18 protein-coding genes are annotated in these 15,335 nt (G+C 68.6%); 13 read left to right on the top strand and 5 right to left on the bottom strand.

Translation table 11 applies throughout. The annotated features are described in order from the left end of the window. Positions 1 to 379: 379 nt before the first annotated feature. Positions 380 to 1,135 carry a HEAT repeat domain-containing protein gene (locus tag TPA0908_RS16520; protein WP_281938919.1) on the bottom strand — a complete coding sequence of 252 codons (756 nt, stop codon included), beginning with the start codon at positions 1,133 to 1,135 and terminating at the stop codon, positions 380 to 382. Positions 1,136 to 1,520: 385 nt separating this feature from the next. Between TPA0908_RS16520 and TPA0908_RS16515 the strand changes: the two genes are divergently transcribed. Next, complete coding sequence (locus TPA0908_RS16515; protein WP_281938917.1) at positions 1,521 to 1,958, top strand: hypothetical protein; 438 nt, start codon at positions 1,521 to 1,523, stop codon at positions 1,956 to 1,958. 178 nt (positions 1,959 to 2,136) lie between these two features. On the opposite strand, the gene TPA0908_RS16510 is transcribed toward TPA0908_RS16515, so the two are convergent. Genes TPA0908_RS16510 through TPA0908_RS31800 form a run of 3 tightly spaced genes read right to left on the bottom strand, consistent with a single transcriptional unit; the run spans position 2,137 to position 3,294 of the window. Continuing rightward, positions 2,137 to 2,811 (bottom strand): hypothetical protein, encoded by a 675-nt coding sequence (locus TPA0908_RS16510; protein ID WP_281938915.1) that lies wholly within the window; start codon positions 2,809 to 2,811, stop codon positions 2,137 to 2,139. Then, positions 2,801 to 3,160 (bottom strand): septum formation family protein, encoded by a 360-nt coding sequence (locus tag TPA0908_RS16505; protein WP_281938913.1) that lies wholly within the window; start codon positions 3,158 to 3,160, stop codon positions 2,801 to 2,803. The genes TPA0908_RS16510 and TPA0908_RS16505 overlap by 11 nt, the downstream gene beginning before the upstream one ends. Beyond that, positions 3,061 to 3,294: a septum formation family protein gene (locus tag TPA0908_RS31800; protein WP_374709229.1), complete on the bottom strand. Its 234-nt coding sequence runs from the start codon at positions 3,292 to 3,294 to the stop codon at positions 3,061 to 3,063. The genes TPA0908_RS16505 and TPA0908_RS31800 overlap by 100 nt, the downstream gene beginning before the upstream one ends. A gap of 139 nt (positions 3,295 to 3,433) precedes the next feature. On the opposite strand from TPA0908_RS31800, the gene TPA0908_RS16500 reads away from it, so the two are divergent. From TPA0908_RS16500 to TPA0908_RS16450, 11 genes are all read left to right on the top strand, one after another. Then, a complete protein-coding gene (locus tag TPA0908_RS16500) occupies positions 3,434 to 4,279 on the top strand; it encodes an META domain-containing protein (RefSeq protein WP_281938912.1) in 846 nt (281 codons plus the stop codon). A gap of 1,074 nt (positions 4,280 to 5,353) precedes the next feature. Beyond that, complete coding sequence (locus TPA0908_RS16495; protein WP_281938911.1) at positions 5,354 to 6,397, top strand: LacI family DNA-binding transcriptional regulator; 1,044 nt, start codon at positions 5,354 to 5,356, stop codon at positions 6,395 to 6,397. Further along, on the top strand, positions 6,384 to 7,145 hold the full coding sequence (locus TPA0908_RS16490) for an ABC transporter ATP-binding protein (protein WP_281938909.1): 762 nt from the start codon (positions 6,384 to 6,386) through the stop codon (positions 7,143 to 7,145). Before TPA0908_RS16495 ends, TPA0908_RS16490 begins: the two co-directional genes overlap by 14 nt. Beyond that, the gene (locus TPA0908_RS16485) at positions 7,142 to 7,945 is read left to right on the top strand and encodes an ABC transporter permease (protein ID WP_281938907.1); all 804 of its coding nucleotides are present in this window, start codon (positions 7,142 to 7,144) and stop codon (positions 7,943 to 7,945) included. Before TPA0908_RS16490 ends, TPA0908_RS16485 begins: the two co-directional genes overlap by 4 nt. Before the next feature lie 38 nt (positions 7,946 to 7,983). Next, positions 7,984 to 9,123: an ABC transporter substrate-binding protein gene (locus TPA0908_RS16480; RefSeq protein ID WP_281938905.1), complete on the top strand. Its 1,140-nt coding sequence runs from the start codon at positions 7,984 to 7,986 to the stop codon at positions 9,121 to 9,123. A gap of 30 nt (positions 9,124 to 9,153) precedes the next feature. Continuing rightward, positions 9,154 to 9,975 (top strand): N-acyl homoserine lactonase family protein, encoded by an 822-nt coding sequence (locus TPA0908_RS16475; protein WP_281938902.1) that lies wholly within the window; start codon positions 9,154 to 9,156, stop codon positions 9,973 to 9,975. 11 nt (positions 9,976 to 9,986) lie between these two features. Then, positions 9,987 to 10,727, top strand: coding sequence for a glutamine amidotransferase (locus TPA0908_RS16470; protein ID WP_281938900.1), 741 nt, complete (start codon positions 9,987 to 9,989; stop codon positions 10,725 to 10,727). Beyond that, positions 10,724 to 11,647: a ribokinase gene (locus TPA0908_RS16465; RefSeq protein WP_281938898.1), complete on the top strand. Its 924-nt coding sequence runs from the start codon at positions 10,724 to 10,726 to the stop codon at positions 11,645 to 11,647. The genes TPA0908_RS16470 and TPA0908_RS16465 overlap by 4 nt, the downstream gene beginning before the upstream one ends. Before the next feature lie 978 nt (positions 11,648 to 12,625). Beyond that, on the top strand, positions 12,626 to 12,895 hold the full coding sequence (locus TPA0908_RS16460; protein ID WP_281938896.1) for a hypothetical protein: 270 nt from the start codon (positions 12,626 to 12,628) through the stop codon (positions 12,893 to 12,895). A gap of 291 nt (positions 12,896 to 13,186) precedes the next feature. Beyond that, positions 13,187 to 13,498 (top strand): hypothetical protein, encoded by a 312-nt coding sequence (locus TPA0908_RS16455; RefSeq protein WP_281938894.1) that lies wholly within the window; start codon positions 13,187 to 13,189, stop codon positions 13,496 to 13,498. A 105-nt stretch (positions 13,499 to 13,603) separates the two neighbouring features. Continuing rightward, a complete protein-coding gene (locus tag TPA0908_RS16450; protein ID WP_281938892.1) occupies positions 13,604 to 13,888 on the top strand; it encodes a hypothetical protein in 285 nt (94 codons plus the stop codon). Positions 13,889 to 13,949: 61 nt separating this feature from the next. Here TPA0908_RS16450 and TPA0908_RS16445 read toward each other — a convergent pair whose 3' ends face one another. Next, a complete protein-coding gene (locus tag TPA0908_RS16445) occupies positions 13,950 to 14,801 on the bottom strand; it encodes an ATP-grasp domain-containing protein (RefSeq protein WP_281938889.1) in 852 nt (283 codons plus the stop codon). A gap of 133 nt (positions 14,802 to 14,934) precedes the next feature. Here TPA0908_RS16445 and TPA0908_RS16440 point away from each other — a divergent pair, with 133 nt between their 5' ends. After that, the gene (locus tag TPA0908_RS16440) at positions 14,935 to 15,312 is read left to right on the top strand and encodes a helix-turn-helix domain-containing protein (protein WP_281938888.1); all 378 of its coding nucleotides are present in this window, start codon (positions 14,935 to 14,937) and stop codon (positions 15,310 to 15,312) included. Positions 15,313 to 15,335 lie beyond the last annotated feature (23 nt).

Genomic DNA, 15,335 nt, shown 5'->3' with positions numbered 1-15,335 from the left:
CCGCAGACAGGGGTGGGTGCAGTTGGGTGCGACCAGCTGCCGTTCGGTGCGGTTCAGGGCCGTTCAGTGCACCCTGCTGCTCCCGACCTGCTCCCCCGATCAGGGACTCGCGACCGGGCTGCTGCGTCCAGCCTGCGTCGGACCTTCCTGCACGTCGTTCGTCAGACACTGCGGCCACTTGCCCGAGCCGTCCTGGCTGACGCCGACGCCCGGTCAGCGACCGTTGGGCTCAGTTGCTCCCGATCCGCTCCCACGGCCCGGTTGTCAACCCGACATGTTCAGGTATGCCGCGCCTTATCAGCGGCGAATCCGGATGATCTTAGGCGAGGAGTCCACAGCGTCGGCCACGACGGCTGCCGGCCGAGTCGGATAGTGTCGATCAGCAGTTGTCCACATCCGGTGCTGTTAGATCGTTGTGCTGTAACCGCTCGCGTAGCCGCCGCGCTTCGCGACCGCGGTAAGCCCGCAGGACGCTTTCCAGGGTGTCGCGTACGTCCGGATCGGGGTGATCGGCCAGGTATGCCAACTCCTCGGCGCCGCCGCGCCGGCCTTGGCCCAGCTTGCAGAGCACGTCGATGATCTCGTCGGCGGTGCTCGCCGTCCGCAACCGGCGCATCAGCTCGAGCTTCGGCTTGGGTGGCTCGTCGTAAGGGAATCGACGGCGCAACTTGGCCACCTTGTACCCTCCGCGCGGAAGACAGGATGGACACGGGCAGGGCCGCCGGCCGTGGGCTGCCGGCAGGTACCGCCAACCGACTCCCTGCGGAACGTCTCGGGTCCGTCGCACCTCGGCGCTCAGGATCGCGCGGGGCACGAACACCTCGTAGCCGCGCGGATCATCGAGTTCACGCACCGCCGCGACTGCTGCTGCAGCGGTGGTCTCGCGCGGTGCGGCACCGTAGCGTCCGACGGTCACCGGCTCGTCGTCGGGCAGCCGCAGATGCACCCCTACCAGCACGCCCGAGTGCCAACGCCGCAGCTCGCGAACCCACTGGTAGGTGAGAGTGAACGATGGCAGCACTGGCATGCAATACACGCCCCGTCCGCCGGTCCACCCGTGGCTACGCGCGGCGATTCCCGAGCGCTCGATGCGTCGAGCCGACCCCGCCACGGTGATGTGTACGAACTCCGCCATTGCCAGGATGCTAGCCGGCCAGCGGGTGGTGATGCTCACGAGTTCTCGGGCGCCCTACACGACCGGAGCGACGATCAACGCACTCGTCTCGGCATGAGCGGATGTCGCCGACCCATGAAGCGGAGTCTTCGGCGCTGACGCTTCTCGGGCGCGCCGAAGAGGTCAGCGTTAAGTCGGCCCATGGGCCTGCAGCGCGCTCGGATCGTTACGCTGTCGGGCCCCATCATCAACCCGTGAAAGCCATGATCGGGTTATGTGGCCGGCGGCGCGTGTGGCGGTTCGGCGGGCAGCCGGGCCAGCAGGTCAGGGACTGGCATGCCTTGTGGCCCTGCTGTGCTGTCTGCTCACGACCGCGTGTACGCCCCGCAAGGTTTCAATCACGGCCGTGTTCCTTGATGACGGTCACCCGACGGCCATCTTCCACCCGTGCGGTGGAGTCCGCGTATCCGGCATTTCGGTGACCGAGTTGACGACCACATCTGCGTCGAACTCGGACCCTGGGCTCGGCTGGGGCATCGCCAACGTTGGCAGTCGCGAGGGGCACTCCGTCGCCCAGATCCGGCTGTTGGCGACCCCGCCTGGGTGGGAACTACAGACGACGAAGCCGGGCACTTTGCTGACCGCTTTCTCGGTGGATCGGACATACATCGTCGCCGCAGACACCGCTGACCCGACCGCTGGCAACGATTCCTCCGTAGCCTTCACGCTCCGCGATCTGCGGTCGCTGACCGACGGTGAGGTTTGGGCGGTGCCAAAGCCGTTCGCACAGCCTCAAGCGATGACCCGCGACGAATTCCGCCGTCATGCCGCTGCGAGTTGTTGACCAAGTCCGCTGTCAAGCGTGCCGTGGCCGTCGGTGGCGACGCCGATCGGCGGCCCACCCTGGTCACTCGATCGACTCAACGCCGCCGGCCGTCCGGCCCTCGGGTCTGCTGCACCGATAGGTGACATCTGAGAGGGCTTGCCCTGCCGACACGTACGGCTCGTTGCTCTACGAGTCGCTACAACAGGTTCAGCACCGTCTCAATCCGCGTGGCCAAAACCAGGTCCATGTCGCCCTCGACGCGAACACTGACCACGGCGCTGCCCGGTGCCTGCGCCAGCCGAACCACCAACATGGGCGCGCCTGCCAGCGGGTACTCGAACCAACCGTCGACCGCTTCGTCGTTCGTCTCATCGAGCGCGCCGGTCAATGCGGCCTCATCCAAATCGTCATACGAGTAGCCGATGTAGGCGCTAATCTGCCGCAGCAGCCGCACGACGTGTCCCTCGGCCACCCACCCGTCGACATGCGCCACGTCGTCGCGAACTTCCCTGCCCTCTAGCGACGACCCAGGCCGCACCAGCCGCCCTGATTGCGGGTCGTACGAGTCGAGACCGTACGCACCGGCCAGCACAGGCAGCGCGCTGATGCCTTGCCAACCATGGGGCAGGGTCACGCCGACGAATCGAACGGCGAGACCAGTACGGCCCCAGGGTTGCCGCCCTACCAGATCGTGGTGCCATGGCGCGATCATGTCGGCAAGGTCGGGCCAGCGGCGCAGCAACTCGGCGCGAAAAGCCAAGACCCGCTCATCCGCAACGAGACCGTCAGTCTCCTCGTCCGCGAGCCGATCAACCAGCCGACGAGGATCTTCCGCTGCCCCGGACAGCCAGAAGTACAGGTCATAGCTCACACCGCCAGCGTAACGATCTCCGGGCCAGGCGCAGCACGCCGTCGACCGGGACCTTCGCATACCGGGCCACGAGGACCCGGCACTGCGCGTGCACGCCCTCCTCATCACGGCCCGCGTCCTCGTACGAGGTGCCGGGCGCCGTCCACGACCCGCCGTACTCAAACGTGTGCGGCCGGACGCAGCCGGTCTGCTCGAAGGTGCCGTACCGGTCCTCCTTCAGGCACCCGAAGGCCTGTGGTGATGGGCCCCTCAGCGCGTCCCGCAGGCTGCCGGCGTGCTGCACCGGGTGGTCGTCCGGATGCCGCTGCGCGGAGCCACCGTCGGCCATGTCGAGCTCAAGATGTCGCACCGGAACCAGCGACTGCCACCCTGCCAACCGCCCGGAGACGGAGGCGCTACCTGCACCGTCAGGCGAGCGCCCCGCCAGTCGCCACCGACAAACGCGGTCGCCTTCGCATCACATTCAGGCGTTTGCGAACTCAGGGCGCACCCGACGTCCCTTCCGGCCGTTAAATAGGAGCAGGCGGTTCGACAACTCGCTACACGAGGCCCAGAGCCTGGCCAGAGCCCGACCGGAGGAGCCGAGGTGGTACGACAGGGTTACCTCGCGACGCTGGTCGTGATGGGCGTGCTGCTCGCCGGATGCAGCAGGCAGAGCCACCCGGAGCCCGCAAATCCGCAGCCGATCCCGGGAACCAGCGGGCCTGTGGCGCCGACGTCACTGATCGGTTCTTGGACGATCGTCGACGTTGCCGACCCCGGCGCGGGCACGATCCTGCGCCTCGCGGACCATGATCTGGACTTGGTCGGCAGCCGCTGCGGCACTCTGGGCGGATCCTGGCGGGCCAGCAACGACGGCACCTTCCTCGCGGACATCTACACGGCTACCACCACCGCGGTCGAAGGCATCCCCGGCTGCGCGAACGCCAGTCGAGAAACCCCAGAATGGCTACGCCGCGTCACCGCCTACCACTTCGACGGCGCAGGACTACCCGTGCTCCTGGACGCACGAGCGCAACGGGTCGCCCGGCTGATCCCCGGCGCGACACCGACCCCCGAGCCCGACAAGGCCGACGACCTACTGGAACCGCCGGTGATCACCGACGAGGCCCGCCGGGCCCTGACACCAGCGGTCGCCCTACCGGCGAAGCTAGTTCCGGTGGACCGACACCGGCTGGCGGGGCGCTGGGTACCCCTGACGGGACACAAGGCCGCATACGTGAAGTTCACGGCCGACGGTGAATGGCGCGGATCCGACGGCTGCAACGACGAGAGCGGTCGGTGGATCACCGCTGCCAACGGCACACTACTCACGACCGCAAGAGGAACCACACTGACGTTTTGCGCCGACAGTGTGTCGGTCGGAGGATGGCTCGTGACGGCCAGACGAGCAGGTCTCGACGGTCAGATCCTGGTGCTCCTCGACGCTCAGGGCACGGAGACAGGTCGGCTGTCTCCCGCGAACTAAACGCCGTCCCGTCGACTGCGGCTGTCCACCATCGGTTGGCGGCTGCACCGACGCGCGCCCCGCCCCGCGGGGCCCGCCGCCGTATCGCCGCCGGTCCACGCTGGGCAACCGCTGCCCAACCGCGCGCCACTTCGCTCTCATCCCAGAACATCCGTAGACCGGTGAGCACTGGCCGGTGGCCCCGCCGGTGAAGCCCGTCCCGCTGGCCTGGGACGCCTGGCGACACCTCGCACTTCAAGAGGCCCGAAGCCGGTTGGGCGGTCGGTCCGATCCCGCCGGAGCCCCTGCCGGCACTGCTCCGGGGTCACCGACTCGAGCCGGGACCAGATCTCCCTTCGCGTTCTGGCCCGACTGCCCGAGGTCAGGCAGCCACGATTGCGTGCCATCCACGACGGAGGCCGCCCTACAGCTACTCCTTCTACCGCCTCTGACCGCCCTGTTCGTCGTGACAGCACCCTTCCTCCGGCAGCAGGTTCACAATCATCGATGTCGGCGACGCGTGAAATCGGACCCCGGATCGGCGGGAGCGGACGTCGACCCGTGCAGCGGAGCTGCCAACGGTGAGGCCTCCGGGCTCGAGCAGGAGGCCGCACCGACTCCGACCAGCGGAAATGAGAACGTGCAGGTCGTGGTGGGTGCAGCTGAACGACGTTGAGTACCGTTTGATGCGGTTCCACGCCGTTCAGGGCATCCGCCTGCTCCCAACCCGCTCCCCCAACCGCCGGCTACATGGCGCCGGCAGCCGAAGTCGGGTCGGTGCTGGCCGTCCGCGCGCCGTCGTTCGGTTGCTGCTGACCGACTTGGGCTTGAGCTGCACCGACCCAGTCGAGTGCCGCACGGGTCGGACCGTTATGCCGCAACGACTTGTCCGCTGTGCAGGCCATCGCGGCTCACCCCACTCATGGCTCCCACAATGCGAGACGACGAGCTGCGCAGCAGGACGCTCAACACCCGAATCCATCGACCGCAACCGAAACTGCCCGGCATCCCTAGAACTCCCTCTTGACGTGCTGTTATGCCGACACCTACAGTGGCGCAAACCGGTTTGCCAAACCGGTTTGCGTAGGAGGTGGAATGTCGGTCTCGATCAGTGACGTGGCCGCTCGGGCCGGAGTCAGCCGAGCGACCGTGTCCCACGTTCTGAGCGGCAACCGGCCGGTCAGTCAACGGGTCCAGGATCTCGTCCGGGAAGCCATGCGCGACCTTGGCTACGTGCCGAGCCGGACCGCGCAGAACCTGGCCCGGGGCACCACCCGCACCCTCGGGCTGCTGGTGCCAGACATCGGCAACAGCTTCTTCGCCGAGCTGGCCAAGGGAGTCGAGCAGACCGCGATCGAGCGGGGCTTCAACGTACTGCTCGGCAATACCGGCTGGACCTCCGAGCGCGAGCTGTTCTACCTGGAGACCTTGAAGTCGCAGGCCGTCGACGGGGTGGTCTACGCTGCCGGCGCCCCGGCCCCGACCCCGCACCTCGCCGAGCTGCTCGCCGGCATCCCGATGGTGGCGGTGGACGAGGATCTGGGCGAGCTGGCCGCCGCCACCGTCGTGTCGGACAACCGGGCTGGCGGCGTGCTCACCGCCCACCACCTGGCCGGGCTCGGGCACCGCCGGGCGGCGGTGATCGGGGCCAGCCCGGATCTGGTCAGCAGCATCCAGCGGGTCGACGGCTTCGTCGCCACCTGGATCGAGCTGGCGGGGCGGGCGCCGACCGTGGTCAAGGGCTCCTTCGAGGAGGAGGCCGGCTACCAGGCCGCCGTCGAGCTGACCACCCTGATCCGCGCCGGCGAGGTCACCGCCATCTTCGCCCTCAACGATTTGGTGGCGCTGGGCGCGCTGCGGGCGCTGCGGGAGGTCGGTCTGACCGTGCCGGTCGACTGTTCGGTGGTCGGCTTCGACGATATCTGGGCCGCCCGGCACGTCACCCCCGGCCTGACCACCGTCCGACAGGACGCGGTCGGCATGGGATCGCTCGCCGCGACCGTCCTGCTCCGGGTGCTCGGGCACCCCGGGTCGGACGCCGAGACCGGACGGCACGTGCTGCCGGTCAGCCTGACCGAGCGGGACACCACCGCCCCGCCGCCGACCACGACAGGAGGTGACGACCGTGACGGTCATTGAGATCGAGGACGTCAGCAAGGAGTTCCGGGCCCGTCGGGGCGACGTGCTGGCGCTGTCCCGTACGACGTTGCGGATCGAGAAGCATCAGGTCGTCTGTGTGGTTGGGCCGAGCGGATGCGGCAAGACGACGCTGCTGAACCTGATCGCCGGTTTCCTGCGCCCGAGCGGCGGCCGGCTGCTGGTGGACGGTCAACCCGTCACCGGGCCGGACAGCTCCCGGGCGGTGGTCTTCCAGTCCGACGCGGTCTTCCCGTGGCTGACGGTTCGCCGCAACGTCGAGTACGGGCTGCGGCTGCGCGGGGTGGACCGGGCGACCCGACGCGAGCGGGTAGACCGCTACCTGGAGCTGGTCGGGCTGGCCGACTTCGCCGAGGCGTACCCCAAGGAGCTCTCCGGCGGCATGCGCAAGCGGGTCGACATCGCCCGCGCGTACGCCTCCGGCCCAGAGGTCCTGCTGCTGGACGAGCCGTTCGGGGCGCTGGACATCTTCACCCGCGAGGCGATGTGGCTGGCGCTGCACGCGGTCAACGTCGCCGAGCCGAAGACCATCGTCTTCGTCACGCACGACATCGAGGAGGCGCTCTTCGTGGGCGAACGCGTGATCGTGATGACGCCCCGACCGGCCCGGGTCCACCAGGACATCACCGTGCCGTTCGACCGCCGCGCCGACCTGGACCTGCGGGGCAGCTCGGCCTTCCAGGACCTGCGAATCCAGATCTCCCGGAGCCTGCGGGAGGTGTCGGCGTGACCGCGACCGAGGCACGACTGCCCCGTCCCCGCTCCGGCGACCGGTCCGCTCTGGTCGGGATCGGGCTCGGCACCGGGGTGATCGTGGCGCTGCTGCTGCTCTGGTGGACGTTGACCGACCTCACCGGCACGGTGAAGCCGCTCTACTTCCCCGCCCCGAGCGAGGTGCTCGCCGCCGTACAACAGATCTGGCGCAGCATGCTCCCGGACGCCGCCGCCACCCTGTTGCGGGTCCTCTTCTCCTGGCTGCTCGGCTCGACCATCGGGGTCTTGGTCGGGTTGCTGATGGTCCGCTCCCGGGTGCTGCTCTTCACCCTGACCCCGTTGATCGAGGCGCTGCGGCCGGTGCCGCCGGTGGCCCTGATTCCGTTCGTCATCCTCTGGTTCGGCATCGGTGACAGCGGAAAGCTCTTCCTCGGCTCCCTGGCCTGCTTCATGGTCATGGTGGTCAACACGATCGTGTCGGCGAACAACGTCAGTCCGGTCTACGGTCGCGCGGCCCGCTCGCTCGGTGCCCGCGAGGGGCAGGTCTACCGGACCGTGATCCTGCCCGCCATCGTCCCCGAACTCGTCTCCGGGCTGCGGATCGGCAGCGCGCTCGCCTTCGCGGTGGTCGTCGCCGCCGAGTTCCTCGGCGCCGAACAGGGCATCGGCCGCCTGATCATGCAGGCCAGCCGGACGTTGAACACCCCCGTGGTGCTGATCGGCACCATCGTCATCGCCATCGAGGCGGTCCTGGTCGACCGGCTCATCAAGCTCGTAAGCGCCCGCGTCACCCGTTGGTCCGAAAGCTCTTCCTGAACGTCGGTCTGGAAGCTCTTCTGAGAAGGAGCACGACTATGTCATTCCCCCACTCGGCCGCCCGGACAAGCCGGAAGCTGGCCCTCGGTCTCACCGTCGCCGCGCTCGCCCTGGCCGCCACCGCCTGCAACTCCGACGCCGACTCCGGCCCCGCCGAGGACGGCACCACCACGATCCGGCTGGGCATCTCCCCGTTCCAGGACACGATGATCCCGATCATCGCTGAGGAGAAGGGCTGGTTCAAGGCGGCCGGGCTCAACGTCGAGCTGAAGTCGCTCGCCTGGGACGCCATCATGCCGGCGGTCGCCTCCGACGGCGTGGACGCCGCGATCAACAACACCACCGGCGTGGTCTCGGTCGCCAACAAGGCCCCCAACGTCGTCTACTGGTACGCCTGGAACCCGTTCACCGAGGGCTCGGCGCTGATGGGCAAGAAGGGCTCCGGCCTGAAGCCCCTGGACGAGTACGTCGCCGGTGGCCTCTCCGAGGCCGACGCCCGCGCCGAGACGTTCAAACAGCTCAAGGGGCGGACCATCGTCACCACCATGTCGACCGACATGGGCAAGCAGGTGGTCGCCGCGCTGGAGTCGGTCGGGCTCTCCCAGAAGGACGTCAAGATCGTCGACCTGGACCCGGACCAGGGGCTGGCCGCGTTCCTCAGCGGCACCGGGGACGCCTATCTCGGGGGCATCCCGCAGCGGGTGCGCGCGACCGCCGAGGGGATGCCGGTGCTCGCCTCCGGCCCTGACCTCGCCCCGCCGCCGATCAACGGCCTGGTCACCACCACCGACTTCGCCACGGCGAACGAGGAGGCGCTGCTCAAGCTGGTGAACACCTTCCACCGGATCGTCCGGTACTGCGACGCCAACACCGCCGAGTGCGGCAAGATCATCACTGACCGGCTGAACAAGGACACCGGCGCGAACCTGACCGTGCAGGGCTTCCAGGACTTCTGGCAGAAGTTCGAGCTGTACGCGCCGAACGCCAAGGCGACCAAGGAGCTGATCCTCGACCCGGGTGGGGTCTCCTACTGGAAGAAGACCTGGGACGGCGACAACTCCTACCTGACTTCGAACGGCTCCATCCCGAGTGCGGTCGACGCCGGCAAGCACTTCCTGGTCGAGCAGACCTGGAACAAGTACGTCGAGAAGTTCGGCGCGGACGAGACCGGCTTCTGACGGCACCGAGCAACGGACGGGAGAGCTGCGATGCTGCGGATCCACCAGATCGTCACCGGTGAGCTGGAGAGTTCCCTCTCGGTCAGCCTGCTCAACAGTGGCGCACACCCTGACCTGGACCGGTCCCGGGTCCTGCCGTACGGCTTCCGGAACGACATTCGGCGGCGCAACGGGCAGGTCACCGAGGGGGTGATGGTGCCGGTGCCGGTCTGGCTGATCGAGGGCACCGACAAGACCATCCTCATCGACACCGGCCTGGGGTCCATCGACGAAGTGTCGGCGATGCAAAGCCGCTACGGGGTCGACTTCGTCGCCTCCCGCGCCGAGGACCAGGACCTCGTGGCCGGGCTGGCCCGGCACGGGGTCCGTCCCGAGGACGTGGACGTGGTCGTCCTGACCCACCTGCACTTCGACCACGTCGGCAACAACGAGCTCTTCCCCCGGGCGCGGTTCGTCGTGCAACGCGACGAGCTGCCGCAGGCGATCGCCCCACCGTCGTTCTGCATGTTCTACTACCCCGACTACTCCTACAAGATCACCGCCATCCGGGACCGGCTGGACGTGATCGACGGCGACGTCGACATCGCCGACGGGGTCCGCCTGATCAAGATCGGCGGTCACACCCCGGGCTGCATGGTGGTCATGGTCGAGACCGCGCTCGGCACCGTCTGCCTGACCAGCGACGTCATGTACAACTACCGCAATCTTGAGCTCAACTGGCCGATGGGTTCGTTCTGGAACCTGCCCGAGCTGATGCGGGGCTACGCCCGCCTGCACCGCGAGGCGGACGTCATCGTCCCCGAACACGACTGGCAGTTCCGCGAACACTTCCCGAGCGGCACCATCGAGTAAGGAGTCCGGCCGTGAGAATTCTGCTGCTCGGAGAGTCGTGGTTCATCCACCTGATCCACCAGAAGGGCTTCGACAGCTTCACCAACAGCGAGTACCAGGAGGGCGGCGCGGAGTTCAAGGCCGTCCTGCGGGCCCGGGGCTGGGAGGTGGAGCACATCCCCGCCCACCGCATCGCCGACGACCTGCCCACCACCGTCGAGGACCTCCGCCGGTACGACTGCGTGGTGATCAGCGACGTCGGGGCGAACACGTTCCTGCTCACCCCGGCGGTCTTCCGGACCTCCGCCAGCGAGCCGAACCGGCTCGCCACCATCCGGGAGTACGTCCGCACCGGCGGCGCGCTGCTGATGGTCGGCGGTTACCTCTCCTTCTCCGGCATCGACGGCAAGGCCCGGTACGGGCAGAGCCCGCTGGCCGACCTGCTCCCGGTCGACCTGCACGGCGGCGACGACCGGGTAGAGGCCCCCGAGGGGGTCCAGCCAAAGGTGCTGACCAGTCACCCGGCCCTGCCCGACCAGCAGACGGAGTGGCCGGCGCTGCTCGGCTACAACCGCACCACCGCCCGCGACGACGGCGAGGTGCTGGTCACCGTCGGCCCGGACCCGCTGATCGCCGTCCGGCAAGTCGGCGCGGGGCGTACCGGGGTCTTCACCTCCGACCTCGCCCCGCACTGGGCCCCGCCGTCCTTCCTGGCCTGGCCCGGCTACCCCGAGCTGTGGGCCCGCCTGCTCACCTGGCTGGCGGCCCGGTGACGAACCCGGGACAAGCGGCGGACGACCCGGTCGAGGTGCTGGTGGTCGGCAGCGCCAACCTCGACCGGGTGATCCGGCTCGACCGGTTGCCCCGCCCCGGTGAGACGGTGCTGACCGACGACGCCGAGACCGGTGCCGGCGGGAAGGGCGCCAACCAGGCGGTCGCGCTCGCCCGGCTCGGCCGCCGGGTCGCGCTCCGCGCCGCCGTCGGCCAGGACGCCGCCGGCGAGACCCTGCTGGCCGCCCTGCGCTCCGCCGGGGTCGACGTCTCCCGGGTACGCCGCGTCGACGACGCCCCGACCGGGGAAGCGCTGATCCTGCTCGACCCCACCGGCGAGAACTCCATCGTGGTGCTCGACGGCGCCAACCGGCGGCTCGCGCCGGCCGATGTCGCCCCCGCCCACCCGGCACCCGCGGCCGTACTGGTCCAGTGCGAGATCCCGGCCGCGGCGGTGCGCGCCGCCCTCGCCGTCACCGGACCGCTCCGCGTGCTCAACCCGGCCCCGGCCGGCTCGATCGACGCGGCCCTGCTCGACCAGGTGGACGTGCTGGTGCCGAACCGGATCGAGCTGGCCCAGCTCACCGGACTGTCGGTCGACGACGTCGACGACGCCCGACGGGCCCTCGCGACGCTGCCGGTGCGGCAGGTGGTGGTCACCCTCGGTGCGGCCGGCGCGCTGGTCCGCGACGGGCACCGGTACGACCTGGTGCCCGCCCCGACGGTGCCGGTGATCGACACCACCGGGGCGGGCGACTGCTTCTGCGGCGCGCTCACCGCAGCCCTGGTGGACGGGACCCCGCTGGCCGAGGCCGCCCGGTTCGCGGCGACCGCCGCCGCGCTCTCCACCCGCGCCATCGGCGCGCAGGGCGGCCTCCCCACCCGGGCGGACGTCACCGACCTGCTCGCCCGGCTGCCCTGAGCTCCAGCCGGGGTGGCACTCTCAGCCGAGACGACGCAGGACGAAGGCTTCCGGCTCGGTGCCGCCGTACCAGTCGGTGCGCCGGCACACGTGGGTCATGCCGAGTCACCGGACGACGCATGGTTCCCCGGAGCCAGCATCCGCTGCCCGACGTCGTCTTCCGGCGAGCACCGACCGATGCGACCCCGCTTGACCACTTCAAGCTCGCCGAAGAGGTCACCCGAGCTGCGGGCGCAGCGAGCGGGCGACGTGGTGCTGAGCCGCCCGGTAAACGACAGCGGCACAATCCAGGCGGGGAGCAGCCGACCCTGACCACTTCGGTCTTCGCTGGGAGTCACACCAGACTTCTCCCCCAGATCTCCGCAGGTCAGAGCCTTACGCTTGGCCCGGGCTCGGTGAGCTCTTCGGACGCGGTGACCACTTCGCCAACCTGCGCCCAATCTGCTCCCACCTGCAAGGCCCGGCTAACCAGCTACCCCTTACCGCTGCGATCTGCGCATACTCGCCCGCCACGGAAGATTGAGCCGTCGACACTGCTGCTCGAAACGGCGGAGCACTCCGTGTGAAGCAGGACGCCGCACCGACTCTGACCTGCGAAATCGCGAAGCCGCAGGCAGGGGTGGGTGCAGTTGGGTGCGACGCTGCCGTTCGGTGCGGTTCAGGGCCGTTCAGTGCACCCTGCTGCTCCCAACCTGCTCCCCCGATCAGGGAATCGCGACCGGGCTGCTGCGTCCAGCCTGCGTCGGACCTTCCTGCACGTCGTTCGTCAGACACTGTGGCCGCCTGCCCGAGCCATCCTGGCTGACGCCTACGCCCGGTCAGCGACCGTTGGGCTCAGTTGCTCCCGGTCCGCTCCCACGGCCCGGTTGTCAACCGGACGTGCTCAGGTATGCCGCGCCTTATCAGCGGCAAAGGAGTGCACGGGCCTGTGCTGTTCGACGGCGGGCTGTGTGCCGTCCAACATGAGATCATCGCCGCGTGTACGAGCGGGCGGACGAGTTGCGACGATTGCTCAACGAGTGGGATTTCATCGGTGTCTTCGATCCGGAGACCAACGTCGACGAGTACGACTGCATGCTCTCGCCGCTGTTGACGAGGCTGGCCGGTGGAGCGGACAGCAACGAAATTCGGGAGTACCTCGACGAGGAGATCCGCGGTCACTTCGGCGTGTCGCCCGAGGGCGCCGGCACCGGGCCCATGGCCGAGCGTCTGGTTGCCTGGCGGGAGGTGGGAGACGGCGAGCACTGACCGATCTGGCGGGCCGCCGCGTCGGAGCGGGTGCTGCGTGACCTCGTCCGGACTGGCTTCGCGTCTGCCCGGGCTGCCTCGGTCAGTTGCGGAACAATCTCGGCGAACCCGACGTCGGCCACGATTGAAGCCGGCCACCCGCGCCATGTCGCCCCGGAGCCATTGATGTGTGGCCAGGCCCTCAGACGGCGGCAGATCAGCGCGGCTCCGTCTGGCGGCTGTGCAAGGCGGTTTCGTAAATCGTTCGAGCTGACGTAGACCAGTTCCTTCGACGTATGTCACGCTCCGGCGGTGACGATCACCAGGCCGATGGTTGCCGGAGCGGTCGTTGCCCTCGCTGGGCACGGCCTTGCTGTTGGGCTCACGATTGCCCTGGCTACCGCCGCTGGTGGCGGCCCGAATGCGGACGTGGATGCCGGTGGGAGGTTCGCGGCGCTCTTCTTCGGCGTACTCACGTACGGCATTGCGCAGCTGGTGTTGCTGGGCAGCTGCTTCGCGCTGTCCGGACGGCTCGGCCGTGGGTCATCGTCTGGCCTCGTGGCCGGCTGGATGTTGGGACTGGCCACGAGCCTGTACTACCTGTGCGGCGGGTTCGGCACCTAACGAATGCCCGGCCAACTGCACGCCATCACGCATACGGTAGGCGCGACCGAACGTTGCGCCCGGTCGGCGGCAGATCCGCGCATGAGCGGATCTACGCTTACAGCCATGGACGGCCGCTTCTATCGTCGTCGCTGGGACGAATCGCGCGGCGACGAGTTCGACGTTTGGGGACACTCAGTCTGGTACTTCGAGGTGAATGACGGCGGTTGGCCGGTCCGGCAGGTCGAGGTGTACGACCACGGCCCGGTCCTCCGGTACGGGCCCGGACATGAGACAGACCGGTACGGCGGCCTCGGGCAGGCGAGCCTGGATGATCCTGAAGAAGACTGGAGCCCGTTCGTCGCCACACGCGACGCGTTCGAGCGCGTCTGGGACTCCGCTTACACGTAGCCGAGCCTCAAGACCCGCGCCTCGCGGTATGAGCGGATGTTCGGACAGACAGTGCTGCCGGTCAGCGGGCCAGGACAAGCAGGGCCGTCATCATCGTTTGAGGTTCGATGGTGGTTGGTCGGTCGCTCACCTGCCCGTCGCCGAGCTCAATCACCCGCCATTCGCCGTCCACACGCAGGGCGAGGTCGACAGTGACGAAGGGCAGGCCGAGTCCGGCGATCATCGGTGCGATCGGGGCCAGGTCGATCCCGGCCGGCGCGGGATCGTGCGGGCTGTCGGGATGCGGTCCGATCAGGACGCACACACCGTCGACCCACCACGTGCGTACTTCGGCGGAGGTGAACCGCTCGAAGCGCCGCAATACGAAACCGCCCACGAAGTCGTCGTCACGCAGCTCCAGAAACCGCCTGGCCACGTGCCACGCAGCCGCGCCGTCATCCAGGTCGGGGATGAACGTCGCCTCATTCCAGTAGTGCTTCATCGACTTGCTGTAGTCACGCAGCACCGCCGGTCCCGCGCCCAGTTCGACCCGCGCGCGGTCAAAGTCGGCCCGGTCCGAGCCCGTGGTCCACACCGACAGTGGAGTGGCCGCAGCCAGAGCGGCATACCAACCGGGCAGCTCGTGCGCCCGCCGGTAGTGCTCAGCAGTGCTCCTCAACACCACACCGCGATCGGCGAGCAACTCGGCGAACGCGCCGTACCGCTCGCAGCGCAGCATCCAGCCGCGGTATACAGCCGTACCACTGCCCGAGACCGAGGCGACCGCCCGTCGCGCATCTGCGCCCCGAGCCAACGCATCGTGGTCGACCACCGCAACATCGATCCCAGCAGCACGGGCGGCCCCTGCCTCCGCCGCGAAGTGCTCGTCTGGGTGGCGCGGCCGAAGAGGGTTCGCGGGGACGAGAAGGATCACGCTCATATCCTGCCCCACGCGGCCGATCGACCTCGACCTGTTGCCCCGGCCGCCACCCGAAACGCGGCATGACAGTGAGCCGGGTTTCGCCGTGTCGATCAACCAGCATGGCCCACCGCGGTAGCCTGTCCGGATGAGCCGCGACATCGCATTGATCCTGCGTGGTCTCGTGGCAAACCGTCGTCTCACTCCACAAGCGATGAGCCGTGCCTCTGGCCGAGCTGAGTCGACCATCCGGCAACTCCTCAGTGGTGCCATCCCGCCAAGCGTGGAAGTTCTCCACGACATTGCGCCCACGATGCAACTGCCGGTAGCCGACCTCCTGGTGATCGCGGGGCTGTCGGTCGACGATGTCACCCCGAGGGAAGGACCTTACGAAGCGAGCCAGGAGATCGGCAGCCTGGTAGCTGTCGCCAGCTGGCTTTCACGGGATCAGGTCCAACAGTTGACCACGCGTGCGAGGGAACTCGGATCGAACGATCTTGATCAGGACGGTGCTCGACAGCGGTAACGCCGAGGGTGACCGAACGCGCG

The organism is Micromonospora sp. AKA38 (genome assembly GCF_027925725.1).
Lineage (GTDB): Bacteria > Actinomycetota > Actinomycetes > Mycobacteriales > Micromonosporaceae > Micromonospora.
Note: the sequence above shows the minus strand (reverse complement) of the source record. Positions and strands in the feature narration are given on the sequence as shown.

Excerpts from the sequence above, each read along its gene's own strand:
- TPA0908_RS16440 (WP_281938888.1), top strand. The coding sequence starts at position 14,935 with ATGAGCCGCGACATCGCATTGATCCTGCGTGGTCTCGTGGCAAACCGT.
- TPA0908_RS16475 (WP_281938902.1), top strand. The coding sequence starts at position 9,154 with ATGCTGCGGATCCACCAGATCGTCACCGGTGAGCTGGAGAGTTCCCTC.
- TPA0908_RS16450 (WP_281938892.1), top strand. The coding sequence starts at position 13,604 with ATGGACGGCCGCTTCTATCGTCGTCGCTGGGACGAATCGCGCGGCGAC.
- TPA0908_RS16520 (WP_281938919.1), bottom strand. The coding sequence starts at position 1,135 with ATGGCGGAGTTCGTACACATCACCGTGGCGGGGTCGGCTCGACGCATC.
- TPA0908_RS16495 (WP_281938911.1), top strand. The coding sequence starts at position 5,354 with ATGTCGGTCTCGATCAGTGACGTGGCCGCTCGGGCCGGAGTCAGCCGA.
- TPA0908_RS16500 (WP_281938912.1), top strand. The coding sequence starts at position 3,434 with ATGGGCGTGCTGCTCGCCGGATGCAGCAGGCAGAGCCACCCGGAGCCC.
- TPA0908_RS16480 (WP_281938905.1), top strand. The coding sequence starts at position 7,984 with ATGTCATTCCCCCACTCGGCCGCCCGGACAAGCCGGAAGCTGGCCCTC.